A 25,450-nucleotide genomic window follows, 5' to 3' on the forward strand; every position below is an offset into this window, starting at 1 on the left:
CCGCCCCATGCCCCCGTTCGACCCCGACCTCTTCTCCGCGCGCCATATCGGCCCGTCCGCCGATGACCAGCGCCGCATGGTCCAGGCCATCGGGTACGGCTCCGTCGAGGAGCTGATGGACGTCGCCATCCCCGAGGTCATCCGCTGGCACGGCACGCTCGACCTGCCCGCCGCGTCCACCGAGGCGGAGGCGCTCGCCGAGCTGCGCGCGCTCGCCTCGCAGAACACGGTCGCGGTCTCGATGATCGGCCTCGGCTACCACGGCACGCACACGCCCGGCGTGATCCTCCGCAACGTGCTGGAGAATCCCGCCTGGTACACGGCGTACACGCCGTACCAGCCGGAGATCTCCCAGGGCCGCCTCGAGGCACTGCTCAACTTCCAGACCGTGGTCTCCGACCTCACCGGCATGACCACGGCGAACGCGTCGATGCTCGACGAGGGCACCGCGGTCGCCGAGGCCATGACGCTCGCCCGCCGCGCCTCCAAGAGCAAGAGCAGCGTGTACGTGGTGGACTCCGAGACGCTGCCGCAGTCGCTCAACGTGATCCTCACCCGGGCCGAGCCGCTGGGTCTCTCCGTGGTCGTGGTCGATCTTGCGAATGAGCAGCTCCCGGACGAGTTCTTCGGGCTGCACCTGCAGTACCCGGGCGCGTCCGGCGTGATCCGCGACGACGCGGCACTGATCGAGGCCGCACACGCGAAGGGTGCGCTGGTCACGGTCGCGGCCGACCTGCTGGCGCTGACGCTGCTGCGCGCGCCGGGCGAGATCGGCGCGGACATCGCGGCCGGCACCACGCAGCGCTTCGGCGTGCCGATGGGCTTCGGCGGCCCGCACGCCGGCTACCTCGCGGTCCGGGCCGGGCTGGAGCGGTCGCTGCCGGGCCGGCTGGTCGGCGTGTCCAAGGACGCGGACGGCGCGCCGGCGTACCGGCTGGCGCTGCAGACGCGTGAGCAGCACATCCGGCGCGAGAAGGCGACCAGCAACATCTGCACGGCGCAGGTGCTGCTCGCGGTCATGGCCAGCATGTACGCGGTCTACCACGGGCCGGCCGGGCTGCAGTCGATCGCGCGCCGGGTGCACCTGCGGGCGTCGCAGCTGGCCTCCGCGCTGCGGAAGATCGACGGCGTGACGGTCGTGCACGAGGACTTCTTCGACACGCTGCTCGTACGCGTACCCGCGAAGGCCGTTGACATCGCCCTTGAGGCGGAGAAGTCGGGCATCAACCTGCGGCGGGTGGATGCGGACCACCTCGGCATCTCGTGTGACGAGACGACGACGGTGGCGCACCTCGAGACGGTCCTGTCGGTGTTCGGCGCCGCATTCGACGGCGGCGAGGCCGCGGCTTTCCCGGCCGCGCTGGTCCGTGAGACCGCCTACCTCACGCACCCGGTCTTCTCCAGTCATCACTCCGAGACCGCCATGCTGCGCTACCTGCGCCGCCTGAGCGACATGGACTACGCGCTGGACCGCGGCATGATCCCGCTCGGCTCCTGCACCATGAAGCTGAACGCGACCGCGGAGATGGAGGCCATCACCTGGCCCGAGTTCTCCCAGCTGCACCCGTTCGCCCCGGATTCGCAGGCGGCCGGCTACACCCAGCTCATCGAGCAGTTGGAGGGCTGGCTGGCCGAGGTCACCGGCTACGACAGGGTCAGCGTGCAGCCGAACGCCGGGTCGCAGGGTGAGCTGGCCGGTCTGCTGGCCATCCGCGCCTACCACCAGGCGAACGGCGACAGCGGCCGCACGGTCTGCCTGATCCCGTCGTCCGCGCACGGCACGAACGCGGCGTCGGCCGTGATGGCCGGCATGAAGGTCGTGGTCGTCGCCGGCCAGGACGACGGCACCGTGGACATGGCCGACCTGGACCGCAAGATCGAGCAGCACCGGGACGCGCTCGCCGCGATCATGGTGACCTACCCGTCCACGCACGGCGTCTACGAGACCGGCATCGCGTCGCTCTGCGCCAAGGTGCACGACGCGGGCGGCCAGGTCTACGTGGACGGCGCGAACCTGAACGCGCTGGTCGGCTTCGCGAAGCCGGGCCGGTTCGGCGCGGACGTGTCGCACCTGAACCTGCACAAGACGTTCTGCATCCCGCACGGTGGTGGCGGCCCGGGTGTGGGCCCGGTCGCGGTGCGCGCGCACCTGGCACCGTACCTGCCGGGCGACCCGCTGGAGCCGGGCGCCAACGCCGTCTCCGCCGCCCGTCACGGTTCCGCCGGCATCCTGCCGATCCCGTGGGCGTACCTGCGGATGATGGGCCCGGACGGCCTGGTCGCGGCGACCGGCGCGGCCGTGCTCGCGGCCAACTACGTGGCGGTGCGGCTACGCAACCACTACCCGGTGCTCTACGCGGGCAACAAGGGCCTGGTCGCGCACGAGTGCATCCTCGACCTGCGGCCGCTGACCAAGGCGACCGGCGTGACCGTGGACGACGTGGCCAAGCGCCTGATCGACTACGGCTTCCACGCGCCGACCATGTCGTTCCCGGTGGCGGGCACGCTGATGGTCGAGCCGACCGAGTCCGAGGACCTGGCCGAGCTGGACCGGTTCTGTGACGCGATGATCGCCATCCGCGAGGAGATCGCGCGCGTCGAGGCGGGGGAGTGGCCGCTGGCCGACAGCCCGCTGTCCAACGCGCCGCACACGGCGTCGTCCGTGACCGCGGACGTGTGGGAGCACGCCTACCCGCGCTCGATCGCCGCCTACCCGCCGGGCGTGGACCGGACCGCGAAGTACTGGCCGCCGGTCCGCCGCATCGACGGCGCGTTCGGCGACCGCAACCTGGTCTGCTCCTGCCCGTCGCCGGAGGCGTTCGAGGACTGAGGAAGAGCATTCGGGGGTACGCCGGGCGTCGTTGGATGCGCCCGGCGTACTTTTTTGTGCTCTCCCACCCGGCGCGGGCGGCGATTCAGCCCGGCCCCGGGGTGTGTCCGTCTGGCACGGCGGTCTCCGGCGCGCGACGCCGGTCCGGCAGCCGGCAGGCCTCAGGAAAGCGGCCGGCGGGCATTGGCGGACCGGCCGTCGGAAGACGACCGTTTGGTTACGGAGAGATAGCTCGACGCTGAGCCGCACCTGTACGGTGCGTTACATGAGTGGCCTAGGTGAGGCCACCGCCGGAGTGGCGTCGTTGACGTCCGGCTGGGTGGATCAAGCCGCCAGCGCGTGCCGCGCGGGACCGCGGTGGGGCTCGATGCAGCTGCCGTCCGGCAGCAGTTCGCCCGTGTCCTCGAAGACGATGACACCGTTGCAGAGCAGGCTCCAGCCCTGCTCCGGGAAGGACGCGATCACCTTCGCGGCCTCCCGATCGGTGGCATCAGAGGTCGGACAGGGACTTTGGTGCTGACACATCAGTTTTCTCCGGTCGGGGGGATTGCTGTGGCATGTTTCACATGCCCGGTGATGCACATTACCAAGGCGGTACGGCACCTCCGAGCGTGCGGTGCGCGAATGAACATGAATCCTCCGTTCGGCTGATCTACATCAGTCCGGATGGTTGGGATCGCTCCCACTGGGGGTGACCCCAGCGTTACGGAGATCGTCATCGCTGTCACGCTCCGAGTGTGACTCTCGCCCGCCACACGTGCCACACCTATTGTCCGACACCCTGCATGTCGCTCCTTCCCGTGGTAAGGACTCCGCTAGCCTGTCGGTCATGACGATCCGGCCCATCCGAGTGCTCGGCGACGCGGTCCTGCGCAGCCCGGCCGATCCCGTGACGACCTTCGACGCCGGCCTCCGCACGCTGGTGACCGACCTGATGGACACGCTGACGGGCAAACCCGGCCGGGTCGGCGTCGCCGCGCCGCAGATCGGGGTGAGCGCCGCCGTGTTCGTCTACGACGATGACGAGGGTCACCGGGGTCATGTCGTCAACCCGACGCTTTCGCTGGGCCCCGACACGGAGGTGGACGACGAGGGCTGCCTCTCCGTCCCCGGCCTCTTCTTCCCGACGATCCGCGCCACCACCGCCACCGTCCACGGCTTCGACCAGGACGGCACCCCGCTGACGGTCTCCGGCTCCGGCTTCCTGGCCCGCATCCTCCAGCACGAGACCGACCACCTCTCCGGCCGCCTCTACGTCGACACCCTCCGCGGCGACACCCGCCGCACCGCCCTCCGCGAGATCCGCGCCGCCGCCTGGTCCCGCTCCTGACCACTGCTTTCCCAGCGCCGGCGCCGTTCCCGGTGCCGGCTGCCTCGTCGGAGCCGGCCGACAACCGGGCGACGCGCGGCCTGCGCCGGCCGACAACCGGGCCATGCGCGGCCCATGTCGGCTGCCGGCCGGCGCGGCACGCGGCGGCGGACCCGGTCGCGCGCGTCGCGTCCAGCCCGCTGACCCGCTGCCGCCGACCGCCCGCGTGCGTCGAGCCCCGGGCGCTGCCGCGCCCGAAATATCACCCTTTATTCGCCCGACTCCGGGCGGCCGATCTCCGCAGCCAGGTCGGCAAGGCCGCCGCCGCGCGGCGGGCAGTAAATGCCGAAATATCGGGTGCGGAGCGCCCGATCAGATGCCCTCGGTACCGGCTCGATGGGCCCGGCGCGGCGACCAAGACCGGCGCGGCGCGGCGGCCGGGACCGGCGACGAGGGTCGCGGCTCTTTCCTGAGCACGGCGGAACCGGCTCCGATCGGCGCCGGGAAGCGGAGCGCCAGCGGAGTCTTCCCGACGCCGGAGGTTGGCCCGCGGGAGCATGCGGACCGCCACCACGCCGGAAGCGGGAATATCTGGATCTTGGTTCGTCTCCCAGGGCAGTTGCGCGCACCCGCGGATGCGAACGGGCCGGACCGTCGCGTGAGCGGGATCGGGGTCTGGGGTCGTCCCCAGGACGGCTCCAGTAGGGTGCCGGGAGGCATCGGCGTCGATCTTGGGAGTGGTCGTGGGCGAGAAGACGCGGGTCCGGCACCTGAACTGCGGGACCATGCGGATGCCGGGCGCGACCATCGTCTGTCACGTGCTGCTCGTGGAGAACGGGGACGGGTTCACGCTGGTCGACACCGGCTACGGCACGGCCGACGTGGCGGAGCCGGGGCGGCGGCTGGGAGCCTACCGGCACGTGAGCCGGCCGGTGCTGGATCCGGCGGAGACCGCGATCGCGCAGGTACGCGCCGCGGGGATCGACCCGGCGGACGTGCGGGACATCGTGCTCACGCACCTGGACGCGGACCATGCCGGCGGGCTGGCGGACTTCCCGGACGCGCGCGTGCACCTGACCGAGGGTGAGTGGCAGGCGGCCCGGCATCCGGCGACCGCGGGGGAGCGGGCCCGGTACCGCGCGGCCCAGTGGGAGCACGGGCCGCGGGTGGTGACGCACGGGCCGGGCGGCGAGGAGTGGCGCGGGTTCGCGGGCGCGCGCGAGGTGGCCGGCGTGGTGCTGATCCCGCTGCCGGGGCATACGCGCGGGCATGCGGCGGTGGCGGTCGACGCGGGAGAGCGGTGGATCCTGCACGCCGGGGACGCGTTCTACGACGGGAGCGTGCTGACCGGCGTCGGGCGGGAGCCGCTGGCGCTGCGGCTGCAGGAGCGGGCGGTGGCGATCGACCGGGCGTTGGTGCGGGACAACCATCGGCGGCTGGCCGCGCTGCACCGCCGCGCGGACCCGGACCTGACGATCGTGAGCGCGCACGACCCGGCGCTGCTGCCCGGTCAACGAATGCCCGGTTAGCGATTTGCGCCCGTTGGGCATGATCAGCTCATGGGTATCGAGGACTATGTCTCGGCGATCGTGTTCGGCGCGGTGATCGGTGTCGTGGCCCGGATCGTGCTGCCCGGCCGGCAGAGCATCGGCGTGATCCTGACCGTGCTGATCGGTGTGGGCGCGGCGGTCGGCGGCACCTGGGTGTCGGACCGGTACGAGTTGCACAGCCACTACACGTTCGAGCTGTTCGGGCGTGGGTTCGACTGGCTGGTGGTGGGCGTGCAGGTCGGCATCGCGGTGGTCGGTGTGGCGATCGCGGCGGTGCTGTCGAAGGCGTTCTCTACGGACGACGATTGAGCGCGGCGCTTGCGGCGACGTTCTCCTCCGTCTCGGCCCGGCGGCGTGTCTCGTAGGTGGTGAAGGCCGTCTGTACGTCGTCCGGGTGGGCACTGAGCGCCTCGGCGAGCGCGACCGCGTCCGCGAGCGCCATGGACGCGCCCTGGGCGGTCGCGGGTGAGGCGGCGTGCGCTGCGTCGCCGGTCAGGACCATGGTGCCGTCGTGCCAGCGCGGCGTGGTCGGGATGTCGTAGGAGTCGCCGCCGACCACCTGCTCCGGTGCGGTGGCGGTGACGATCGCGGCGGCCTGCGTGGTGTCGTCCCGGACCGCGGCGAGGGCGAGCTCACGCCAGTTCGCGCCGGTGCCCGGCTCTCCGGCGATCCGGGCGAACCACCACGTGTGCCCGTCGCCCGGTGCCGTGAAGCCGAACGCCGCACGCTCGCCGCGGATCATGTGGTAGCCGTCGTCGGTGACGCCGGCGACGTTCCCGTCCGCGTATCCGTAGATCACGTGCTGCCCGGTGTAGCGCGGTTCCGGCGCGGACGGGTCGATGAGCCGCCGGGTGCGGGAGTGGATGCCGTCCGCGCCGACCAGGACGTCTCCGTCCGCGCGCGTGCCGTCCTCGAACGTGAACGCGCCGGTCAGCCGCTTGCCGTGGTGCACCGGGATGCCGCGGGCGACGGCCAGTTCCTGCAGCGCCCGGTAGAGCGCGGCCCGCCGCATCGTGCGTGCGGGCCCGGCGATCGGGCGCTCGCCCAGCGCTACGCCCTGCGCGTCGTAGAGCGCCACCGTGCGCGCCGGGTAGGACACCTCGAGGACGGCCTCGGTGGCGCCGATCGTGTCGAGCGCGGCCATGCCGTTCGCCATCACGGTCAGGAACGCGCCCGCGTCCTCGCCGCCGGAGGCGTGCGCCTCGTAGACGGCGGCGGGAATCCCGGCCTTGTGCAGGGCGAGCGCGGTGGCCGCGCCGGCCACGCCACCACCGGCGATGATCACGTTCGTCATGCGCCGATCCTAGTGGTGCGTCCGTCCCACGTAGACGTTCCGCGCGGCGTAGCGGGCGTTCCGATATGCATTGATACGCGTGTCCGGCCGCGCCGTCGACGAGTAGCGTCAGGCGTATGGCCGAGTCGCAGCCCGACGCCACCGTGGTGAGCAGCGCCCGCATGTGGAACTACATCCTCGGCGGCACGGAGAACTTCGAGATCGACCGCGTGGTCGGCGATCGGGTCGTCGCCTCGTTCCCCGGCATCGTCGTGCTCGCCCGTGAGCAGCGCAAACTCCTGGTGCGGCTGGTGACGTACCTGGTGGCCGAGGCCGGCGTCCGCCAGTTCCTGGACATCGGCGCCGGTCTCCCGGCCGCGAACAGCACGCACGAGGTGGCCCGGCGTCTGGCCCCGGAGGCGCGCGTGGTCTACGTGGACAAGGATCCGCTGGTCCGCGCGCACGCCCGCGCACTGCTCGCGTCCGGCCCGGCCGGCACCACCGACTACGTGCACTGCGATGCGGAGCAGCCGGACGCGCTGCTCCGCGAGGCCGCCCGCACGCTCGACCTCACCGCGCCGGTCGCGATCATCATGTGCGGTCTGCTCGGCAACGTGACCGATCACTCCCGCGCCGTCGAGATCACGGCCGCGCTCCGCGACGGCGTACCGTCCGGCAGCTACCTGGCGGTCTCCGACGGCACGGACACGGACCCGGGATTCGTCGAGGCCGTCCGCCGCGCCAACGCCGCCGGCCACCCGTATCACCTGCGCAGCCCCGCCCAGATCGCCGCCTACCTCGACGGCCTGGACCCGGTCCCGCCCGGCGTCGTCTCCATCCCGCACTGGCGCCCCGAGCCCGGCGCGTCCCCACCGGCGATGCACGGCTATTGCGGGCTGGCCCGCAAACCCTGAAAACCCTCTAAAGGCGGATATTCCCGCTTCCGGCGTGGTGCGGCCCGCATGCTCCCGCGGGCAAACCTCCGGGGGCCGGAAGACTCCGCTGGCGCTCCGCTTCCGGCCCCCGATCGGAGCCGGTTCCGCCGTGGTCCGGGAAGAGCCGCGACTTCCGCGACTGCTCACGACCGCCACGCGACTGCTGTTGCCCTGCGCGGACCTGAGCAGTGCGGGAGACTAGCCTCCTAGGATGCCTTAGGCGGTGTGCCCCAGACAGGCGACACCCACGGAGTGGACCTGCGGCAGCGCGTCCATCGGCTGCTCAGACCCCGGCTGCTCAGGCACCTGCGGTTCAGATCCAGCCGTCGAGGGCGTCCAGGAAGTCGGGGACGCGGCCGTACCAGACGGTGTGGCCGGCGCCGGGGACCGTGCGGACCGTGATGCCGGCGTCGGTGAGGCGGTCGACCGCGGCGTCGTCCGGGACGTACTCGCTGGGGTCGGCTCTGATCAGCAGCGACGGGACCACGGCGGCCGGTGTGAGGTCGCGGTCGACCATGCCGGCCAGCAGGTGCGCGGTGGACGTGGTGTTCCAGCGCAGCGCGGCCTCGGTCTCGTTGAGCCGGTCCTGCTCCGGCCACCAGGGGCGGTCGCGCAGCAGCGTGTCCGGTTCGCGGGACTTGCGGCGTGTGTTCAGGTAGGCGACGGCGGCCTCGAGGCCGTGCCCGCCGTCGTCCAGGCGCTGCGGCGAGTCGACGTAGACGGCGCGGGCCGGGCGGAGACGGTCCACCGCGGCCGCGAGGACGGCGCCGCCGAGCGAGTGGCCGATGGCCAGGTCCGGGGTGGCCGGTACGGTGCGCAGCAGCAGGCCGACGGTGTCCTCGAGCGTGAGGTCGCGTTCCGGGGCGGGGGAGTGGCCGTGGCCGGGCAGGTCCACCGCGATCACGCGGTAGCCCTTGCCGGCCAGCGCGGGCCCGACCTCGTGCCAGCTCGTCGAATCAGTGATCATCCCGTGGATCAGCACGGCGACGCGATCGCCCGCTCCCCATTCACGGGTGTACAGGATCTTCTCCACGGCGGCAGATTACCGGCGCGTAGGGTGATCGGTTCGCCTGCGGGTCCGTGATTGAGGTCCACGTCCCACTCTCCCGGAGCGACCGGCCTTCGCAAGCCGGACGGCGTCGCTCCGGGAGAGCCGCGGGGAGAAACGCCTGTCGGTGAACCACTGTCGGCGGGCGGCAGGCGGACCTGAGGCTTAAGGCTTCAGCCCAGCCTCCTAGGAAGCCCTGAGCGGACGTGACCGGGGTCAAGGGCGAACGACGTGCCTACGGCACCCAGCCCCGAAAACACCGCTCAGAGCACGATGAACTGCGGGTGGGGATGGCGGAGGAAGTCGTGGTGGGAGATGTCCCAGCCGTAGGCGCCGGTACGCGCGAACACCAGGACATCACCCACGCGCAGCCGCGCCACGTGCACGTCCCTGGCCAGCACGTCCCGCGGCGTGCACAGCTCGCCCACCGCGTCCACCGGCACGTCCGACACCTCCGGCCGCGCGAACGCCCACGGCCACGCGTCGTCGACCGGCAGCACCGTGAACGGGTGGCTGTACCCCCAGGCCGCCGGCAGCCGGAAGTGGTGGGTGCCGCCGCGCAGCACCGCGAACCAGCGCCCGTGCGTCTGCTTGAGGTCGATGACCTCGGCCGCGTACCAGCCCGCGTCCGCCGCGAGGAGACGGCCGGGTTCGAAGACCAGATCCACGCCCGGGGGTACGGCCGGGAGGCGCGCGCCCAGCTCTGCCAGGTCGATGCTGACGGCGTGGTCGGTGTAGGAGACGCCGAGCCCGCCGCCGACGTTGACGTACCGCAGGGGGACCCCGTATGCGGCCGCCGTCGAGAAAGACCAGTCCAGCGCGTCCGTCACGAAGGTCGCGTAGGCGGCCGCGTCCAGCGAGTTCGAGACCGCGTGCAGGTGGAAGCCGGCGAGGTCGACCGCGTGCAGCTCCACCGCGAACGCTTCCGGGAGCCCCGATTCCGCGATCCCGAACGGGGTCGGCACGCCGGTCATCCGGTGGCTGCCGTCCGGCCCGGCGACGTCCCGGTTGACCCGCAGCGCCGCCGTGACCCGCGACCCCAGCGAGTCCGCGATCGCGTCCAGGCGGCGCAGCTCCAGGACGCTCTCCACGTGGACGAGCGCTCCCGCCCGTACCCCCGCGGCCAGTTCTTGATCTGTTTTCGCCGGCCCGCCGAACGCGATCCGGCGGGCGCCCGCGGCCACCGCGAGCGCGAGTTCCCCGCCGGAGGCGACCTCGAGGCCGTCCGTGGCCCCGGCCAGCGTGCGGACCACGTCGGGGTGCCCGTTGGCCTTGACCGCGTAGAGCAGCGTGGCGCCGTGGGGGAGTGCGGCGCGGACGCGATCCGCCGAGGCCACCAGCGCCGCGCGGGAGTAGACGTAGGCGCTGACCGGCCGCTGCGCCCGGGACAGGAGCTCATCCATGGAGCGGGTTCCGGACCGGGTGGTGGACGTCGCCGGCGCCGGCGAGCCGCATGCGCACGAGCGCCTTGTGCGCCACGGTCGGTGCGGTGAACGCGGCGAGGTCCGCGGCCGCGCCCGCCACCGGCCGGGGCCCGGTGAGCAGCCCCTCGTAGGTCTCGTCGACGACCGCACGGACCCGCTGCCAGGCGCGTGGTTCGTCGAGCGCGTGCGATCTGGTCAGCTGCACGATGATCTCGCCGAGGTGGGCCTGGAACGCGGTGTATCCGATCTTGGCGCGCAGCTCGCCCTCGTCGTCCGTGGCCGTGACCGAGCCGGGCCAGAGCGGCAGGTCGATGCCGGACGCGGCGAGCCGGGGCCGGTGCAGGCGGAGTCCGGCGAAGTCGCGCAGGACGAGCCGGTGCGGGCGCCCGTCGAGGAACGTGGGCAGGCAGTTCTGCAGGTGGGCCTCGAGCGCGATGCCGTGCCGGGCCGCGAGCCGCAGCAGCGGCGGGAGCAGCAGCCGCGCGTAGTCCTCGACGAAGTCCAGGGCGTTTCCGGGGTACGCGTCCGCGAGCCCGGCCAGGACGGTGCGCCCGGTGCGCGGGTCGACGGCGGCGAGTGCGCTGCCCGGGACGACGGTTTCGCCGTCGGTGAGCCGGCCGTCGATGCCGCGGCGGAGGATGGCGGCGAGGTCGCGTCCGGCGTCCGGGACGGCGGTGCCGGCGGTCTCGGCGAGCAGGAGCAGGCGGTGGCCGTCCGGGTCGTCCGCGGTGAGCGTGTGGAGCAGGCGGGAGAGCGCGGGCCCGTTCTGGGTGCTGGCGACGGAGATGCTGCGGCGGGTGGAGGTGACCTGGATGTCGAGCGAGACCTTGAGGTAGTGCCGGCTGCCGTCGGGTGCGGGCGGGAGCAGGACGGTGCGGAGTGCGGCCGTGGGGTGGACGGTGAGCGCGCCGTCGAGGGGCAGGATGGGCAGGCCGGCGTAGCGGTGGCGGACGACCGCGTCCCACTGCCAGGCGTGGACCGGCTGGACGGCGTACCCGCTGGGGGCCGTGGGTATCTCGGGGTGCGGCAGGTGGATCGGGTCGCCGGTGAGCAGGTCGCGGCGGACCGCGACGAACCGCATGGTGGTGGCCGGGGTCTCCAGGTCGTGGGCGAGGACGTCCGGGACGTCCCAGCCGAGCCGGGTGCGGCCGCAGGGGTGCAGGTTGTGGCCGGTGACGGCGAGCCGTTCGTAGTCGAGTGCCTGGTCGTCCGCGTCGCGGGGGTCCTCGCGCGGTGCCGGGTCGCGGGCGTAGGCGATGGCGAGGTTCGTGGCCGCGTTGGCGAGTTCGGCCGCGAGGGCCCAGCCGCCGGTGTCGAGCAGTGCCGGGGGCAGGAGCGTGACCGGGTCGGCCGGGATCTCGTCCGGTGCGACCTCGACGCGGTCGAAGGCGTGCCGGGTGCCGTGCCCGGTGTAGCGGCGGCGGGCGTCGCCGATGTCCTCGCGCAGCAGCGCGCCGAGCAGTCGTGCGCCGACGACGCGGGCCGCGGTGGGGACGTGGTCGCGGAACGCGGGGAGCAGGTCCGGTGCGGCCGCGTCGAGGCCGGTGGCGGCGTGGGTGACCGCGTCGGCGAGCGTGACGGGCGCGAGGGCGCAGCGGTGGTCGTGGGCGCGCTGGGCGGTGGTCATCGCAGTCCTGCCATCGGGTTGTCGAGGTGGGTCCAGATGTCGTCGAGCGGGTTCGCCGCGAGGCGCATGGCGGTGGTGGCCTTGAGCGGGAGCGGGGCGTCGAAGAATCGTGCGGCGTCGTCGTCCGCGGTGGTGCCGAGCCGTGCGTAGGTGTCCCGGGCGACGGTGGCGACGTGCTTCCAGAGCAGATCAAGAGCGATGTCGTGGGTACGGGAGAGCACGGCGATCTGTTCGGCGAGCGCGCCGGAGATCGCGGAGGCGAGCAGTTTCGTCTGCAGCGTGCGCGGGTCGTCGGTGGCGAGGTCGCCGTGGATCTCCGGCACGCCGAGCGTGAATCCGTTGCGGCGCAGTCGTGCCGGGCTGATCCTGATCCCGCCGAGGTCGCGGTAGAGGACGCGGGTGGGCACGCCGTCGCGCAGCGCGACCAGCGTGTTCTGCCCGTGGGCCTCGAGCGCGGCGCCGCGGTGCAGCATGACGAGCAGCGGTGGGAGCACGACGCCGGCCAGCGTCTTGAGGAACGTCTCGGCGTCGCTCTTCCCGACCGCCTCCTTCTGGATCGCGGGCAGCGCGAGGGCGGCGAGCGGCAGGATGACCTCGCCCGGCGCCTGGCGGGGTGCCTCACGGGCGAGGTAGGCGAGGCTGCGGCTGGGCTCGCCGTCGACGAGGACCGCGCCGGCGAACGTCTCGCGGAGGACGGTGAGTCCGGGCAGGTCGGTGGCGAGCGTGTGGAGCAGCACGGACAGGACCGGCCCGTTGCGGACCGCGGCGGGGGAGACGGTGCGGACCGCGGAGGTCATCTGCACGTCGACCGCGGTCTTGATGTGCTGGCTGCGGCGTCCGACCGGGGCGAGCGTGCGCAGTGACATGAGCGGTCGGGCCGCGCGGGTGCGTCCGGTGGGCTGGAGGGCCGGGTGCTGGTCGAGGATGTGGTCGCGCTGCCAGGGGTGGACCATGAGGATGGGTGGTCCTTCGCCGTACCAGCGGTCGGCGGGCACGCGGACCTCGGCGAGTTCCACGATGGTGCGGTGCTCCGGCGCGTAGGCGAGGACTTCTTCGGTGGAGAGCCCGATGCGGGTGCGGCATCCCGGGTGGATCGGGTGTCCGTCGATGACCGCCTGTTCCGCCGTGGCCGGCCCTTCCGGGTCGTTCGCGAGCTGGTCGAGTGTGGGCGTCGGGTGTGCGTCCGCCCTGGCCAGCGCGAGGTTGGCGACGGAGTTTGCCAGCTCTGCCCGGAAGCTGTCGTGCATGCCGGTGAGCTGTGCGAGGTGGACCGGGTCGGTGATCACCGCGTCCGCGTTCCGGATGGCGGTGGTCTCGGCGCTCTTGGTGGTGCCGGGGTTGCCGGCGTTTTCGGTGCTCTCCGGTGTGAACGGTGCGGCGCTCGGTCCGTGGAGTTCGCTGCCGTCGGCCAGCGTGACGGTCAGCCGGTCCCGGTGCGCGTGGCGTGCCCCGATTCCCCGGATCGGTTCGCGGCCGATCGCTCCCCACAGCCGGGTGAGGATCGCCGCACGCGCTCCCGGTAGCGCCGCGTCGTAGCGGTCGAGCAGGTCTGGGCGGAGCCGGGTGAGGTCGTCGCGGGTCTGGTCCGCGTCCGGCGCGGTCGTGTGCGCGCTTGTCATCGCCTGGTGGCCCCTTTCAGCTGTGCCGTCGCCATTTTCGTCCCGTGCCGGTCCGCGACGGCTTCCCACCCCCAAACCTAGCGTCCTAGGATGCGCTACGCGGTGTGCGTCTGGCCACGTTCCACACCTGAGAGGACGGCACAAAGCGCCGACGACCCCCAGGTCTTTGTTTCTGGGCCTGCCTAAATAGGCGCGACGCCGCCGGTCGCGTTCGCCTAGGGTTTCCCGCTTGTGATCGTCGACAGGTTCGCCCCCACCCGCTTCGGTCCCGGTTTCCGCTGGCTGATGGCCTCGTCCTGGTCGACGAACCTGGGGGACGGGATAGCCGCGTCCGCCGGCCCGCTGCTGGTCGCGTCGCTGACGTCGAACCCGCTGGCCGTCTCCGGCGCCGCGCTGCTGGCCTGGGCGCCGCCGCTGATCCTGAGCCTGTGGGCCGGCGTCCTGTCCGACCGCGTCGACCGCCGCCGCATCATGCTGACCGGCAACGTCGTCCGCCTGGCGGTCCTGGCCGCGCTCGTCACGCTGCTGGCCACCGGCCTGGCCACGGTGACGTCGGTCCTGATATCCCTGGCGCTGCTGGCCGTCGCCGAGGTCTTCGTCGACAACACCCAGGCCACGCTGCTCCCGATGCTGGTCGCCCCCGGGGACCTGCTCACCGCGAACGCGCGCCTGCGCTTCGGCTCCATCACGCTCAACAACATGGCCGGCCCCGCGCTGGGGGCGCTGTTGTTCGCCGCAGGTCGCGTCTGGCCCGTCGTCACCCAGGCTGTCCTGGTGCTGGCCGGCGTCCTGCTGATCTCCCGCCTGCACCTGCCGCCGCTGTCGCGCCGCCCGCCGTCACGGACCTGGTCCGACGTGGCCGAGGGCCTCCGCTGGACCTGGGCGCACCCCGCCGTCCGCACGCTGGCCCTGACAATCCTGATCTTCAACCTGACGTACGGCGCCGCCTGGTCCATCCTGGTCCTCTACGCCACCGAGCGCCTCCACGTCGGCCCCGCCGGTTTCGGCCTGCTCAGCACCGCCGGTGCGCTCGGCGGCCTGGCCGGTACCGCCGCCTACGGCCGTATCACCGCCCGCGTCTCCCTCGGCACGATCATGCGCGCCGGCCTCCTCATCGAAACCTTCACCCACCTGGCCCTGGCGCTGACGACATCCCTCTGGCCGGCGCTCGTCATCCTGTTCGTCATGGGCGCCCACGCCTTCATCTGGGGCACCACCTCCACCGCCATCCGTCAGCGCGCCGTCCCTCTCTCCTTCCAGGGCCGTGTGAACGCCGTCTACGTCATGGGCCTGTACGGCGGCCTGGTCATCGGCTCCGCCCTCGGCGGCGTTCTGGCCACCCACTTCGGCGTCCTGGCGCCCTTCTGGTTCGCCTTTGCCGGCTCTGCCCTCTTCGTAGCCCTCCTCTGGCGCCAGATGCCCCTCATCGCCCACACCTCACCCCCTTCCGAGCCCATGCCCGCTTCCTGACGCCGCCTCTGGCCCCGCTATTTCCTGAAATTTCGGGCGCGCGGCGCCCGAAATTTGCTCCCAGCGCGAAGGCAGGCCAGCCGCCTCCGATGCAAAGGCCGGTGCCGAAGGTCCGATGACTCCCGGGCGGGTTTTTCCGGGCCACGGCGGCACCGGCAGGGAGGAGCGCCAGCGACGACCGGTGCCCGCGGGAGCAACGCTGCCGGACCACGCCGGAAGCGGGAAATCTGCTTTGAAGGTTTCTGCGGCCCGCGCTCGTGGCCGGGCCGCAGAAACGAGAGGTCTCAGAGCAGCCGTGGTGGCGTGTTCCCCGCTGCGATGATCGCCCGCCGGACCGGTACGAACAGCAGCAGTGCGAAGCCGACCACGAAGAAGATCAGGAGCGATACCAGTCCGATCCGGTAGCTGCTGGTCAGTTGGAAGACCAGGCCGAACAGCAGCGGTCCGAGCCAGCTCGTTCCCTTGTCGCTGATCTCGTAGAAGCCGTAGTACTCGCCTTCCTTGCCGGCCGGGATGAGCTGGCTGAACAGTGAGCGGGACAGTGCCTGGCTGCCGCCCAGGACCAGTCCGATGCAGGCTCCCAGGATCATGAACGGGACCGGTGCCTCCGGCGGTAGCCAGAACGCGGCGAGGATGACGAAGGTCCACAGCACGAGGCTGGCCAGCACGGTCTTCCATGCGCCGATGACGGCGGCCACGCGTCCGAGCAGCAGGGCCCCGCCGAATGCGAGGAATTGCACGATCAGGATGGTGATGATGAGCGTGGACTGGGGGAGCCGGAGTTCTTCGGTGCCGTATTGGCTGGCGAGGTTGATGACGGTCTGGATGCCGTCGTTGTAGATGAGGAACGCGCCGAGGAAGTACAGCGTGAGCGGGTATTTCCGCATCTGCTTGATGGTGCGTCCGAGCTGTACGAACCCGTCGGTGAGCACGTTGGCGCGGGCGGGGGCGGCGTCGTCGGTAGTGACGGGGTGTTGCTTGAGCCAGATGAGCGGGACCAGGGTGAACGCTGCCCACCAGACGCCGGCGGAGACGATGCACCAGCGGGCGATGTCGAGCGTGCTCTGCGGGTCGTCCGGGTTCTCGAACATGGTGAGCGCGACGAGGTTGAGTGCGAGGAGCAGTCCGCCGCCGAGGTAGCCGAGGGCCCAGCCGCGGCTGGAGATGGCGTCGCGTTCGTCGGGTCCGCCGAGTTGGGGCAGGAACGAGTTGTAGACGACGACGGAGGCGCCGAGTGCGACGTTGGCGATGACGAAGAGTGCGCCGCCGAGCAGGTATCGGTCGCCGGTGACGAAGGCCATGGCGATGGTGGCGCCGGAGCCGAGGAAGGCGGTGGTGGCGAGCATGGTCTTCTTGCGGGGGGAGCGGTCGGCGATGGCGCCGGTGACGGGCAGGACGAAGACGGTGAGCAGGACGGAGAGTGAGACCAGGTACGGGTAGTAGGAGCCGGGTGCGATGGTGAGGCCGAGGGGGTGGACGTCGCCGTCGCAGGTGTCGGCGCCGAGTTGGCAGCCGGCGGCGAGTTTGGTGACGCTGGTGAGGAACGGGCCGAGGAAGACCGTGATCACCGTGGTGGAGAACGCGGACATGGCCCAGTCGTAGAAGTACCAGCCGGTGCGTTCGCGGCGGGTCACGGTTGTCGTCATGGCGGGTTCCTTCAGGAGGGCCAGGCGCCGCGCTGGGTGTAGACGTCGCGGAGGACGTCGACGCGGTCGGTCATGATCCCGTCGACGCCGAGGTCGAGCAGGGCGTGCATCTGTGCGGGATCATCGATGGTCCAGACGTGTACCTGCAAGCCCTGTGCGTGGGCGTGTCGGACGAATCGGGCGTCGACGACGGGGATTCTGCCGTGGCGGACGGGGACCTGGGCGGCGACGACGGACGGGGGCAGGCGCAGGCGGTGGCCGGTGAGGGAGGCGAGGCGGAGGCGGGCGACGGCGCGCAGGCCCATGGAGGTGGCGATGCGGGGGCCGCCGAGGGTGCGGATGCGGTGGAGGCGGGCGTCGGAGAAGCTGGCGAGGAGGACGCGGTCCTCGGCTTTTGCGGAGATGACCGTGCGGACGGTCGGTTCCTCGCCGCCGTCGGCCTTGACGTCGATGTTGAAGCGGACCTGGGGCCAGGCGTGGAGGATCTCGTCGAGGCGGGGTACGGCGGCGGCGCCTTCGACGCGGACGGCGGCGAGGTCTGCCCAGGTGAGCTGGGAGATGCGTGCGGGGTGGCCGGTGAGGCGGCGCAGGTCCGGGTCGTGGAAGATGACCGGGATGCCGTCGGCGGTGGTGTGGACGTCGGTCTCGACGTAGCGGTAGCCGAGGGTGATGGCGCGGCTGAAGGCTTCGGCGGTGTTCTCCAGTCCGTCGGCGGCGCCGCCGCGGTGCGCGAACGCGAGCGGTACGGGTGCGTCGAGGTAGGGGTGATCCACCCGCGCAGTATGCCGGTTGTTCGTCGTCGTACAGGCGTCCGGACGGTGAACTCGGTGTCGTCCGTTCGGCTACGTCGGGAAGCCGACGGTGCCGCCGCGCCTTCCCGGCGTGCCGTCATGATCGCCGGTGCTTTAGGGTGTCCCGATGCGCGTCCTGGCGATCGATTTCGGCACCTCCAATACCGTGGCCGTGGTGCGGGCGAACAACGGCCCGGCGCGCGCGCTGGTGTTCGACTCGTCTCCGTTGCTGCCGTCGGCGGTGTATCTGGATCCGTCGGGTCAGATTCGTACCGGGCGGGATGCGGAGCGGTCCGCGTTGCATGATCCGTCGCGGTTCGAGCCGAATCCGAAGCGTCGTATCGATGATGGTGCGGTGCTGCTCGGTGGTGGTGAGGTGCCGGTCGCGCAGTTGATCGCGGCGGTGCTGCGGCGGGTGGGCGAGGAGGCGGCGCGTCATCTGGGTGGTGTGCCGGACGAGTTGCGGATGACGCATCCGGCGCAGTGGGGTGAGCGTCGTCGTGCGGCGTTGTTCGAGGCGGCGCGGTTGGCCGGGTTGCCGCAGCCGCGGTTGATCGCGGAGCCGGTGGCGGCGGCGTCGTACTACACGGCGGTGCTGGGTGCGCATCTGGCGCCGGGCCGGGCGCTGGCGATCTATGACCTGGGTGGCGGAACGTTCGACGCGGCCGTGGTGCGGCATGCGGGGCCGGCCGGGTTCGAGGTGCTGGCGCAGCGTGGTCTGCATGATCTGGGTGGTCTGGACTTCGACCAGTTGCTGGTGGATCACCTGGGGCGGGCGTACAACGCGACTTCGAATCCGTCGTGGCAGGGGTTGATCGCGCCGCGGGATGCGGCGCAGCGGCGGCAGCGGACGGTGTTGTACGACGACGTGCGTGGTGCGAAGGAGTCGTTGTCGCGGGCGAACAGTGCGGATGTGCACGTGCCGCAGATGGACATCTCCGCGCATGTGACGCGGGAGGAGCTCGACGGTCTGCTGCGGCCGCATCTGGCGCGGACGGTGGACACGTTGCTGGAGACGGTGGCGGCGGCCCGGCTGGCGCCGACGCATCTGGCCGGGGTGTTCCTGGTGGGTGGTTCGTCGCGGATTCCGTTGGTGGCGTCGTTGCTGCACAACCGGATCGGGGTGGCGCCGACGACGTTGGAGCAGCCGGAGACGGTGGTGGCGGAGGGTGCGGCCTATCACGGTGGTCCGGCGCCTACTCCGGCGCAGCGTCCGGCGCCGGTGTCGGTGCCGCCGTATCGGCCGGTGGCGTCCGGTAGTCCGGCGTATCCGACGTCGGGGCCGCCGCAGATGCAGCAGCCTCCGCCTCCGCCGCCGGTGTATCAGCAGCAGCCTTTGAGGCAGCAGCCGGTGATGCATCCGCCGATGGTGCAGAAGGGTCCGCCGCGGCCGCCGGTGATGACCGGTGGGAGTCCGAAGCGGGTCTGGTACAAGGATCCGCGGTGGATCTGGGCGATCGCGTTGATCAACATTATCTGGATTCTGTGCTGTGTGTGCCTGAACGTGTGGGCGGACTCGGAGACGGATCCGGACACGAACCCGACGCCGACGACGCGCGTGACGCAGACGTATTAGCCGTGGGTGCCCGGGTGGCGGTGCTGTCGTTGTCGTTCGCGGCGGCCGGCGCGTTCCCGCACGTGCACGAGACGGCGATGCGGGTGGTGCGCGAGGAGTTGGGCCTGGAGCCGGTGGAGTATCCGTCCACGCGTCTGGTCGGGGCGTCGCCGCAGGTGCGGGCGGCGGATCTGACGGCGGCGTGGACGGACCCGTCGATTGCCGCGATCATGGCGGTGACCGGCGGGAACGACCAGATCACGGTGTTGGGTCACCTTGATCCGGGTGTGTTCGCCGCGGCGGCGTGGAAGCCGTTCGCCGGGTTCAGCGACAACACGAACCTGCTGAACTGGTTGTGGTTCCATGGTCTCCCGGCGGTCCACGGCGGTGCGACGCAGGTCCATCTGGGCCGTCCCGGTGGCCCGCACCCGGTGTCGCTGGGCTCGTTGCGTCATGCGCTGTCCGGTGCGGGCGGGGATGTGGAGCTGGCGCCGGTCGGTGTGTTCTCCGAGGACGAGCGGGACTGGGCGGATCCGGTGCGGGCGCCGGCGGTGACGCTGCCGGCGCCGGCGTGGACGTGGCATCGGCCGGAGCGGGTGGTGACGGGCCGGTTGTGGGGCGGGAATCTGGAGATCCTGTCCTGGACGCTGGCCGTGTCGCGGTTCGTGCGTCCGGTGGAGGATTACGCCGGGTGTGTGCTGCTGGTGGAGACGTCGCAGGAGATGCCGTCCGCGACGGAGGTCTACCGGATTCTGCGGACCATGGGTGAGCGCGGGCTGCTCGCGCAGTTCCCGGCGATCATCGTGGGGCTGGCGAAGGCGACGAGTCTGGATGCGCCCCGTGGCCCGGAGGCCAGGGCGGCCTACCGGGCGGGGCAGCGGGCGGCGGTCCTGCGGGCCGTGGGTGAGTACGCGCCGGAGGCGTGTGTGGTGTTCGACGTGCCGGTCGGGCACACCGACCCGCAGTACGTGCTGCCCTACGGTGGCCGGGTCACGGTCGACGGCCCGGGTCGGCGCCTGATCGCCCACTGGTGAGCGGCGGGCGGACCAGGAGCACGTCGATCGGGTCGTCGTCGGATTCCAGTACGAATCCGTGCCGTGCGTAGAGGCGGCGGGCCGGGCTGCCGCGGAGCACGGTGAGCCGTACCGGTAGCCCGGCCGTGTCGGCGCGGGCGAGGAGCCCGGTCAGGACCGCGGATCCGATCCCGGTGCCTTGGGCGTGCCGGGCCAGGTAGAAGTGTTCCAGCCAGTAGGTGCCGTCGGCGGGGCGCAGTGCGACGCAGCCGGCCGGCACCCCGCCGATCTCGATGACCTGGGTGTCGGCGGCCCGGAACGCGTCCCGGAACCGCCGGCGGACGTGGACCGGGTCGTAGCGGCCGAGGCGTACGAGATCCGCGCGCATGACGTCGGCGCGGATCTCGGCCAGCAGTGCTACGTCGGCGGGGGTGGCCGGGCGCAGCGTCCAGTGGGTCAGCGGCACTCGTCGACCTGGGCGGTGGTCCAGCCGACGAACACGCCGAGCGCCTCCGAGCTGGTTCCGGTGCCGGAGACCCATTGCTGGAGGACGACGCCGAGGTCGCCGGGCAGGCCGGCCTCGGCGGGGAGGAACGCGGGGGCGTCGTCGGAGAACGGGATGTGGTCGATGTGCAGCCAGGTGTCGTCGGGGTCGAGGCGTTCGCGGACCTCGTCGAATTCGTCGATGCCCTGGTCGCCGGTGGCGATGACGTCGCCGGAGCGCCAGTCGTGCAGGCTCCAGTGGGCGCCGTGGGTCTGGCCGCCGCTGATGATGCGGTGGCCGGCCGCTTCTTCGGCGGCGATCCGGTCGAGTCGGCTCTGTTTGCGGTCTTTGTTGTGCAGCAGGACGCGGCGCAGGTGGGTGCGTACCGTGTCGGTGGCGTTGTCAGTCACGACGTCGATCTTGCCGGAAGGTGAAAACTATGTGAGAAACGGGACCCCGGTCAGCTCTTCCGAGAGGGTCCACAGGGCGGCGCCGAGCTCCGGTGAGCGGGTGCCGGGTGCGGGCGGGACGACGGCGGGGCCGCCGAGGAGGTCGAGCAGGGCCGGGCCGATGAACGTGCCGGAGATCGCGTCCGGGGCGGTGGCGGCGAACAGGGTCGGCAGGGCGCCGGTCGTGGCCGGGCGGGCGACGAGCGGGGTGAGCAGGCGCAGGCCGAGGGCGCGGAGTCCGGTCGGGCCGCTGGACTGCAGGTGGGTGCGGGCGTATCCGGGGTGGGCGGCGAGGCTGGCCGCGTCCGGGCCGGTGCGCCGGTCGAGTTCGTGCATGAAGACGAGGTTGGCGTACTTCGACTGGGCGTAGGCGGCCTCGGGGGAGTAGCGGCGGCGTACCCAGTTCGGATCGGTCAGGTCGATGTGTCCCTGGCGGTGCAGGAACGAGGAGACGGTGACGACCCGGGCCCGTGGCCGGCGTCGTGGCCAGAGCAGTGCGGTGAGCGCGAAGTGGCCCAGGTGGTTGGCCCCGAATTGCAGTTCGAACCCGTCGTGGGTACGGGTGAGGGGTGGCCACATCACGCCGGCGTTGTTGATGAGCAGGTCGAAGGCGTCGACGGTGGCGGCGAAGTCGCGGACGGTGCGCAGGTCGGCGAGGTCGAGGTGGCGTACGTCCGCGCCGGGCCCGGCTGCGGCGCGTCCCTTGTCCAGGTTGCGGACGGCGTGGATGACGTGGGCGCCGCGGGCGGTCAGCAGGTGTGCGGTGGCCTTGCCGAGGCCGCTGTTGGTGCCGGTCACGACCGCCGTACGCCCGCTGAGATCCGGAATGTCCGCTGCCCGCCACGTCATTCGCCGAGCATAGGTCAGCCGAGCGTCGCGACCCGCTCCAGGACGAACTCGGTCAGTGCCGGGTGGTCCGCGCCGACCGCGACCGTGGTCGTGCCCGCGCCCAGGAACGACACCAGCGTGTTCCCCCGGGACGGCCCCGGCCCGTAGTCGACCTCGATCGTGCACGGCCGGCAGTCCAGGATCCCCGGTGTGATCGCCTCCGCGACCGCGACCGCGTCGTGCATCGGCATGCCGCCGTCCGTGCCGGCCAGGTATTCGGCGATCCCGTCCGCGACCGCCCGCCCGGCCCGGCCGGTCTGCGCGAGCGCGGCGGCGCGGTCCGGGGTGATGAGCGTCCGCAGGGTCACGTCCAGGCCGACCATGGTCGTCAGCACGTCCACGCCCGGCGCGGTCAGCACCCGGTGCGCGGCCTCCGGGTCGGCCCAGATGTTGAACTCCGCGGCCGGCGTGATGTTCCCGGTCGCGATCGCGCCACCCATCACCACCAGCCGCTCCAGCCGGCCGGCGGCCTCCGGGTGGAGCGCGAACAGCAGCGCGACGTTGGTCAGCGGGCCGGTCGCGACCAGCGTCACCGGTGCCGCGGAACGGGAGATCGCCTCGGCCAGGAACGTCACCGCGTGCCCGTCGCGTGCCTGCGACGGCGACTGCGGCAGCCGCGCCCCGCCGAGGCCGAGGTCGCCGTGCGCGCCGCGGTGGCCGCGCAGGTTCTCCGCGACCAGCGGGCGTGCCGCGCCGGCCACGACCGGGACGTCCGGGTGGCCGGCGAACGCGAGCACGTCGAGGGCGTTGCGGGTGGTCAGGAGGCCGCCGACGTTCCCGGCGACGGTCGTCACCCCGATCAGGTCCGTCTCGGGGCTGGCGCAGGCCAGGAACAACGCCACCATGTCGTCGATACCGGGATCACAGTCGATCAGCAGAGGTCTCATCCGCACGATCCTCGCAACACGCGGTCAGGCCGCGAACCACTGGTCCCAGGACAACTTCACCAGCAGGGCCAGCACCACCACCAGCAGGACGATCCGGACGAAACCGGACCCGCGCCGCAACGCCATCCGCGCCCCGAACGCCGCCCCGACGATGTTGCAGACCGCCATCGCCGCGCCCAGCGTCCAGAAGACGTGCCCGCCCGCGCCGAACACGATCAGCGCGCCCAGGTTCGTGCCCGCGTTGACCATCTTCGCCATCGCGGAGGCGTGCACGAAGTCCGCGCCGATCACGGTCGTGAACGCCAGCACCAGGAACGTGCCCGTACCCGGGCCGATCATGCCGTCGTAGAACGCGATCAGGCCGCCCGCGATCGCGATCACGACGGCCGCCCGCGTCCGGGTCCGCTTCTCCGGCAGCGCGGTGACGCCCATCTGCGGCCGGAACGTCACGAACAACGCCACCCCGGCGAGCACCCCCAGGACCACCGGCCGGTACGCGCCCGCGGGCACGCTGCCGGCCAGGACCGCGCCGACCCCGGACAGCACCACCGCACACGCCGCGGCCGGGCCCGCCACCCACCAGTCGATCTTCGTCCGGCGGGCGTAGGTCACCGCGGCCGTGGCCGTGCCGGCGATCGCGGCGAGCTTGTTCGTGCCCAGCGCGGTCGCCAGCGGCACCCCGGGCGCCGCGATCATCAACGCGGGCAGCAGCAACAGGCCACCGCCACCGACGACGGCGTCGACCCAGCCGGCCGCGGCGGCGGCGACCAGCAGGATTCCGATCTGGGACGGATCCACTACAGCCCCCGCCGGTTACGCAGCCAGAAACCGGCCGCGGCACCCGCGACGAACACCAGAGCGAGACACAACAGGGCTTTAGCCAGCACGGACGCCACCGTACCCGCCGTCCGGTCGCGGTTACGGGCCGGACCGGGACGGCACACCCCTTACCGTGACAGGGTGCGCCTCGCCACGTTCAACCTCCTGCACGGCCGGTCCCTGCGGGACGGCACCGTCGACGCCGGACGGCTCGCCGACGCCGTCACGACGCTCGACGCGGACATCCTCGGGCTCCAGGAGGTCGACCGCGCCCAGGCCCGCAGCCACCACCTCGACCTCACCGCGCTCGCCGCCGACGCCATGGGCGCCGCCCACCACCGGTTCGCGGCCGCGGTCGTCGGCACCCCCGGGGAAGGGTTCCGGGCGCTCACGCACGACGACGACGGCGCGGACGAACCCAACTACGGCATCGGGCTCGTCTCCCGCTGGCCGGTCCGGCAGTGGCGCATCGTCCGGCTGCCCGCCGCCCCGGTCCGCGCGCCGATCCTCACCCCACGGCCGGTCCTCGTCCGCGACGAACCCCGCGTGCTCCTCGCCGCGATCGTGGAACCGCCGTGGGGCGGGACCCTGACCGTGGCCACCACCCACCTGTCGTTCGTCCCCGGCTGGAACCTCGTCCAGCTGCGCACCGCGATCCGGGCGCTGCGGGCCATGCCCGCGCCACGGCTGCTCACCGGCGACCTCAACCTGCCCGCCGCGGTCGCCGGACGGATCTCCCGGTGGCGGATCCTCGCCCGCGCCGCCACCTACCCCAGCCCGGCACCGCAGCTGCAGCTCGACCACGTGCTGCTCGACCCGCGCGGCGCCGGCGGGTTCGGCACCGTGCTGGTCGCGGACACGCCGCAGGTGCCGGTGTCCGACCACCGGCCGCTCGTCGTCACGCTCGCCTCACCCGTGCAACAGGTCTAGGACCAGCGCGAGCGGCGCCCACACGTCCCGGCCGCCCCGGGTGATCGTGTACGCGCGCATCACCACCTCCGGGCCGTGCAGGGGCACGAACCGCACGCCGTCGCGCAGCGGCAGGCCGACCGGGAGCAGGCCCACGCCCAGACCGGCCGCGATCAGGTCCTGGAGCAGGTCGAGGCTGTCGGCGCGGTGCGTCACGTCCGGCAGGAATCCGGCCATCGACGCGATCGTGCGGACGACCTGCTCGTCGGCGGCACCGCGGGAGTTGACGATCCACTCGTACCCCCGGAAAGCCCTGAAGATCGTGACGGCGTCGCCGGCCGGGACCGGCGCGGACCGCGGGAAGGCCAGGCCCCACGGGCGGGCCCAGAGCGGCGTCACCTGCTGCGGCGCGCCCACGAACGCGGGCGCGAGCGTGAAGTCGTAGGCGAGGACCAGGTCACAGCCGTCCGTGCTCAGCAGCGCGAGGGCCTCGTCCGGCTCGTGCTCCAGGATCCGCAACCGGACCTGGGGATGATCGGCGGCGAGCGTGCGCGCGACCGCCAGCAGCGACGCCTGGATGCCGGTCGCGAACCCCGCCACCCGCACCACACCGGCCGGGACCGCGGCCGGATCCAGATCCAGGCGGGCGGCCTCCACCGCGGCGAGAATCCCGTCCGCGTGACCGGCCAGCCGTCGACCGGCCGGCGTCAGCCGCACACGGCGGCCGTCCGGCTCGACCAGCGGCGTGCCGACCTCCCGGGCCAGCGCCGCGATCTGCTGCGACACCGTGCTCGTCGTCGTGTGCAGCACGTCCGCGACCGCACGCATCGAACCCCGCCGGGCCAGCTCCGTCAGAAACCGCAACCGCCGCGTCTCCACCATCCAGATCTTACGAACAATCCGTCCATGATCTTCACGTGGACG

The 25,450-nt window shown here is 72.2% G+C and carries 22 protein-coding genes and 1 pseudogene; 9 read left to right on the plus strand and 14 right to left on the minus strand.

Annotated elements, in window-relative coordinates; translation table 11 throughout:
- Nucleotides 1-7 precede the first annotated feature (7 nt).
- Complete coding sequence (gcvP, locus tag OP04_RS05275) at nt 8-2,830, plus strand: aminomethyl-transferring glycine dehydrogenase (RefSeq protein ID WP_033338316.1); 2,823 nt, start codon at nt 8-10, stop codon at nt 2,828-2,830.
- A 324-nt stretch (nt 2,831-3,154) separates the two neighbouring features.
- Here gcvP and OP04_RS05280 read toward each other — a convergent pair whose 3' ends face one another.
- The gene (locus OP04_RS05280; protein WP_033338317.1) at nt 3,155-3,355 is read right to left on the minus strand and encodes a DUF5999 family protein; all 201 of its coding nucleotides are present in this window, start codon (nt 3,353-3,355) and stop codon (nt 3,155-3,157) included.
- A 304-nt stretch (nt 3,356-3,659) separates the two neighbouring features.
- Here OP04_RS05280 and OP04_RS05285 point away from each other — a divergent pair, with 304 nt between their 5' ends.
- From OP04_RS05285 to OP04_RS05295, 3 genes are all read left to right on the plus strand, one after another.
- Complete coding sequence (locus OP04_RS05285; RefSeq protein ID WP_033338318.1) at nt 3,660-4,160, plus strand: peptide deformylase; 501 nt, start codon at nt 3,660-3,662, stop codon at nt 4,158-4,160.
- A 764-nt stretch (nt 4,161-4,924) separates the two neighbouring features.
- Entirely contained in the window at nt 4,925-5,668 is a 744-nt protein-coding gene (locus OP04_RS05290; protein ID WP_033338458.1) for an MBL fold metallo-hydrolase, read from the plus strand.
- Between the two features lie 30 nt (nt 5,669-5,698).
- Nucleotides 5,699-5,998, plus strand: a complete 300-nt coding sequence (locus tag OP04_RS05295; RefSeq protein ID WP_033338319.1) for a GlsB/YeaQ/YmgE family stress response membrane protein — start codon at nt 5,699-5,701, stop codon at nt 5,996-5,998.
- Here OP04_RS05295 and OP04_RS05300 read toward each other — a convergent pair.
- Nucleotides 5,982-6,983: an FAD-dependent monooxygenase gene (locus tag OP04_RS05300; RefSeq protein ID WP_033338320.1), complete on the minus strand. Its 1,002-nt coding sequence runs from the start codon at nt 6,981-6,983 to the stop codon at nt 5,982-5,984. The genes OP04_RS05295 and OP04_RS05300 overlap by 17 nt on opposite strands.
- 116 nt (nt 6,984-7,099) lie before the next feature.
- On the opposite strand from OP04_RS05300, the gene OP04_RS05305 reads away from it, so the two are divergent.
- Nucleotides 7,100-7,876, plus strand: a complete 777-nt coding sequence (locus tag OP04_RS05305; protein ID WP_033338321.1) for an SAM-dependent methyltransferase — start codon at nt 7,100-7,102, stop codon at nt 7,874-7,876.
- A gap of 334 nt (nt 7,877-8,210) precedes the next feature.
- Here OP04_RS05305 and OP04_RS05310 read toward each other — a convergent pair whose 3' ends face one another.
- The 4 genes from OP04_RS05310 to OP04_RS05325 all read right to left on the minus strand — a co-directional run bounded on the left by OP04_RS05310 (nt 8,211) and on the right by OP04_RS05325 (nt 13,615).
- Nucleotides 8,211-8,930: an alpha/beta fold hydrolase gene (locus OP04_RS05310; protein WP_051797116.1), complete on the minus strand. Its 720-nt coding sequence runs from the start codon at nt 8,928-8,930 to the stop codon at nt 8,211-8,213.
- Nucleotides 8,931-9,208: 278 nt separating this feature from the next.
- A complete protein-coding gene (locus OP04_RS05315) occupies nt 9,209-10,348 on the minus strand; it encodes a type III PLP-dependent enzyme domain-containing protein (protein WP_033338322.1) in 1,140 nt (379 codons plus the stop codon).
- Nucleotides 10,341-11,996 carry an IucA/IucC family protein gene (locus tag OP04_RS05320; protein ID WP_085066236.1) on the minus strand — a complete coding sequence of 552 codons (1,656 nt, stop codon included), beginning with the start codon at nt 11,994-11,996 and terminating at the stop codon, nt 10,341-10,343. The genes OP04_RS05315 and OP04_RS05320 overlap by 8 nt, the downstream gene beginning before the upstream one ends.
- Nucleotides 11,993-13,615 (minus strand): IucA/IucC family protein, encoded by a 1,623-nt coding sequence (locus tag OP04_RS05325; protein ID WP_033338323.1) that lies wholly within the window; start codon nt 13,613-13,615, stop codon nt 11,993-11,995. The genes OP04_RS05320 and OP04_RS05325 overlap by 4 nt, the downstream gene beginning before the upstream one ends.
- A gap of 231 nt (nt 13,616-13,846) precedes the next feature.
- On the opposite strand from OP04_RS05325, the gene OP04_RS05330 reads away from it, so the two are divergent.
- Entirely contained in the window at nt 13,847-15,085 is a 1,239-nt protein-coding gene (locus OP04_RS05330) for an MFS transporter (protein WP_033338324.1), read from the plus strand.
- A 284-nt stretch (nt 15,086-15,369) separates the two neighbouring features.
- Here OP04_RS05330 and OP04_RS05335 read toward each other — a convergent pair.
- Nucleotides 15,370-16,786 (minus strand): annotated as a pseudogene (locus OP04_RS05335) (MFS transporter); the annotation flags it as partial.
- Nucleotides 16,743-17,504, minus strand: coding sequence for a glycerophosphodiester phosphodiesterase (locus tag OP04_RS05340; protein ID WP_033338326.1), 762 nt, complete (start codon nt 17,502-17,504; stop codon nt 16,743-16,745). The pseudogene OP04_RS05335 and the gene OP04_RS05340, both read right to left, overlap by 44 nt.
- Before the next feature lie 145 nt (nt 17,505-17,649).
- Between OP04_RS05340 and OP04_RS05345 the strand changes: the two genes are divergently transcribed.
- Together OP04_RS05345 and OP04_RS05350 are read left to right on the plus strand one after the other, a co-directional pair.
- On the plus strand, nt 17,650-19,098 hold the full coding sequence (locus tag OP04_RS05345) for an Hsp70 family protein (protein ID WP_051797118.1): 1,449 nt from the start codon (nt 17,650-17,652) through the stop codon (nt 19,096-19,098).
- A 2-nt stretch (nt 19,099-19,100) separates the two neighbouring features.
- Entirely contained in the window at nt 19,101-20,111 is a 1,011-nt protein-coding gene (locus OP04_RS05350; RefSeq protein ID WP_033338327.1) for a S66 peptidase family protein, read from the plus strand.
- On the opposite strand, the gene OP04_RS05355 is transcribed toward OP04_RS05350, so the two are convergent.
- The 5 genes from OP04_RS05355 to OP04_RS05375 are packed head-to-tail and all read right to left on the minus strand — an operon-like array spanning nt 20,068 to nt 23,596.
- Complete coding sequence (locus OP04_RS05355; protein ID WP_232323486.1) at nt 20,068-20,556, minus strand: GNAT family N-acetyltransferase; 489 nt, start codon at nt 20,554-20,556, stop codon at nt 20,068-20,070. The genes OP04_RS05350 and OP04_RS05355 overlap by 44 nt on opposite strands.
- Nucleotides 20,547-20,984 (minus strand): hypothetical protein, encoded by a 438-nt coding sequence (locus OP04_RS05360; protein WP_033338328.1) that lies wholly within the window; start codon nt 20,982-20,984, stop codon nt 20,547-20,549. Before OP04_RS05360 ends, OP04_RS05355 begins: the two co-directional genes overlap by 10 nt.
- Nucleotides 20,985-21,011: 27 nt before the next feature.
- The gene (locus OP04_RS05365; RefSeq protein WP_033338329.1) at nt 21,012-21,872 is read right to left on the minus strand and encodes an oxidoreductase; all 861 of its coding nucleotides are present in this window, start codon (nt 21,870-21,872) and stop codon (nt 21,012-21,014) included.
- 14 nt (nt 21,873-21,886) lie between these two features.
- A complete protein-coding gene (locus OP04_RS05370; protein WP_033338330.1) occupies nt 21,887-22,798 on the minus strand; it encodes a nucleoside hydrolase in 912 nt (303 codons plus the stop codon).
- Nucleotides 22,799-22,822: 24 nt separating this feature from the next.
- Nucleotides 22,823-23,596 carry a TSUP family transporter gene (locus OP04_RS05375; protein ID WP_033338331.1) on the minus strand — a complete coding sequence of 258 codons (774 nt, stop codon included), beginning with the start codon at nt 23,594-23,596 and terminating at the stop codon, nt 22,823-22,825.
- Between the two features lie 162 nt (nt 23,597-23,758).
- Here OP04_RS05375 and OP04_RS05380 point away from each other — a divergent pair, with 162 nt between their 5' ends.
- On the plus strand, nt 23,759-24,547 hold the full coding sequence (locus tag OP04_RS05380; protein WP_033338332.1) for an endonuclease/exonuclease/phosphatase family protein: 789 nt from the start codon (nt 23,759-23,761) through the stop codon (nt 24,545-24,547).
- On the opposite strand, the gene OP04_RS05385 is transcribed toward OP04_RS05380, so the two are convergent.
- Nucleotides 24,527-25,390: a LysR family transcriptional regulator gene (locus tag OP04_RS05385; protein WP_232323487.1), complete on the minus strand. Its 864-nt coding sequence runs from the start codon at nt 25,388-25,390 to the stop codon at nt 24,527-24,529. The two genes, OP04_RS05380 and OP04_RS05385, sit on opposite strands and share 21 nt — an antisense overlap.
- Nucleotides 25,391-25,450 lie beyond the last annotated feature (60 nt).

Origin of the sequence: Catenuloplanes japonicus (genome assembly GCF_000717135.1) — a bacterium.
Classification (GTDB): Bacteria; Actinomycetota; Actinomycetes; order Mycobacteriales; family Micromonosporaceae; genus Catenuloplanes; species Catenuloplanes japonicus.

Bases quoted from the DNA above. Each gene is read 5' to 3' on its own strand.
- gcvP (WP_033338316.1), top strand. From the start codon at position 8: ATGCCCCCGTTCGACCCCGACCTCTTCTCCGCGCGCCATATCGGCCCG.
- OP04_RS05280 (WP_033338317.1), bottom strand. From the start codon at position 3,355: ATGTGTCAGCACCAAAGTCCCTGTCCGACCTCTGATGCCACCGATCGG.
- OP04_RS05285 (WP_033338318.1), top strand. From the start codon at position 3,660: ATGACGATCCGGCCCATCCGAGTGCTCGGCGACGCGGTCCTGCGCAGC.
- OP04_RS05290 (WP_033338458.1), top strand. From the start codon at position 4,925: ATGCGGATGCCGGGCGCGACCATCGTCTGTCACGTGCTGCTCGTGGAG.
- OP04_RS05295 (WP_033338319.1), top strand. From the start codon at position 5,699: ATGGGTATCGAGGACTATGTCTCGGCGATCGTGTTCGGCGCGGTGATC.
- OP04_RS05300 (WP_033338320.1), bottom strand. From the start codon at position 6,983: ATGACGAACGTGATCATCGCCGGTGGTGGCGTGGCCGGCGCGGCCACC.
- OP04_RS05305 (WP_033338321.1), top strand. From the start codon at position 7,100: ATGGCCGAGTCGCAGCCCGACGCCACCGTGGTGAGCAGCGCCCGCATG.
- OP04_RS05315 (WP_033338322.1), bottom strand. From the start codon at position 10,348: ATGGATGAGCTCCTGTCCCGGGCGCAGCGGCCGGTCAGCGCCTACGTC.
- OP04_RS05320 (WP_085066236.1), bottom strand. From the start codon at position 11,996: ATGACCACCGCCCAGCGCGCCCACGACCACCGCTGCGCCCTCGCGCCC.
- OP04_RS05325 (WP_033338323.1), bottom strand. From the start codon at position 13,615: ATGACAAGCGCGCACACGACCGCGCCGGACGCGGACCAGACCCGCGAC.
- OP04_RS05345 (WP_051797118.1), top strand. From the start codon at position 17,650: ATGCGCGTCCTGGCGATCGATTTCGGCACCTCCAATACCGTGGCCGTG.
- OP04_RS05365 (WP_033338329.1), bottom strand. From the start codon at position 21,872: ATGACGTGGCGGGCAGCGGACATTCCGGATCTCAGCGGGCGTACGGCG.
- OP04_RS05370 (WP_033338330.1), bottom strand. From the start codon at position 22,798: ATGAGACCTCTGCTGATCGACTGTGATCCCGGTATCGACGACATGGTG.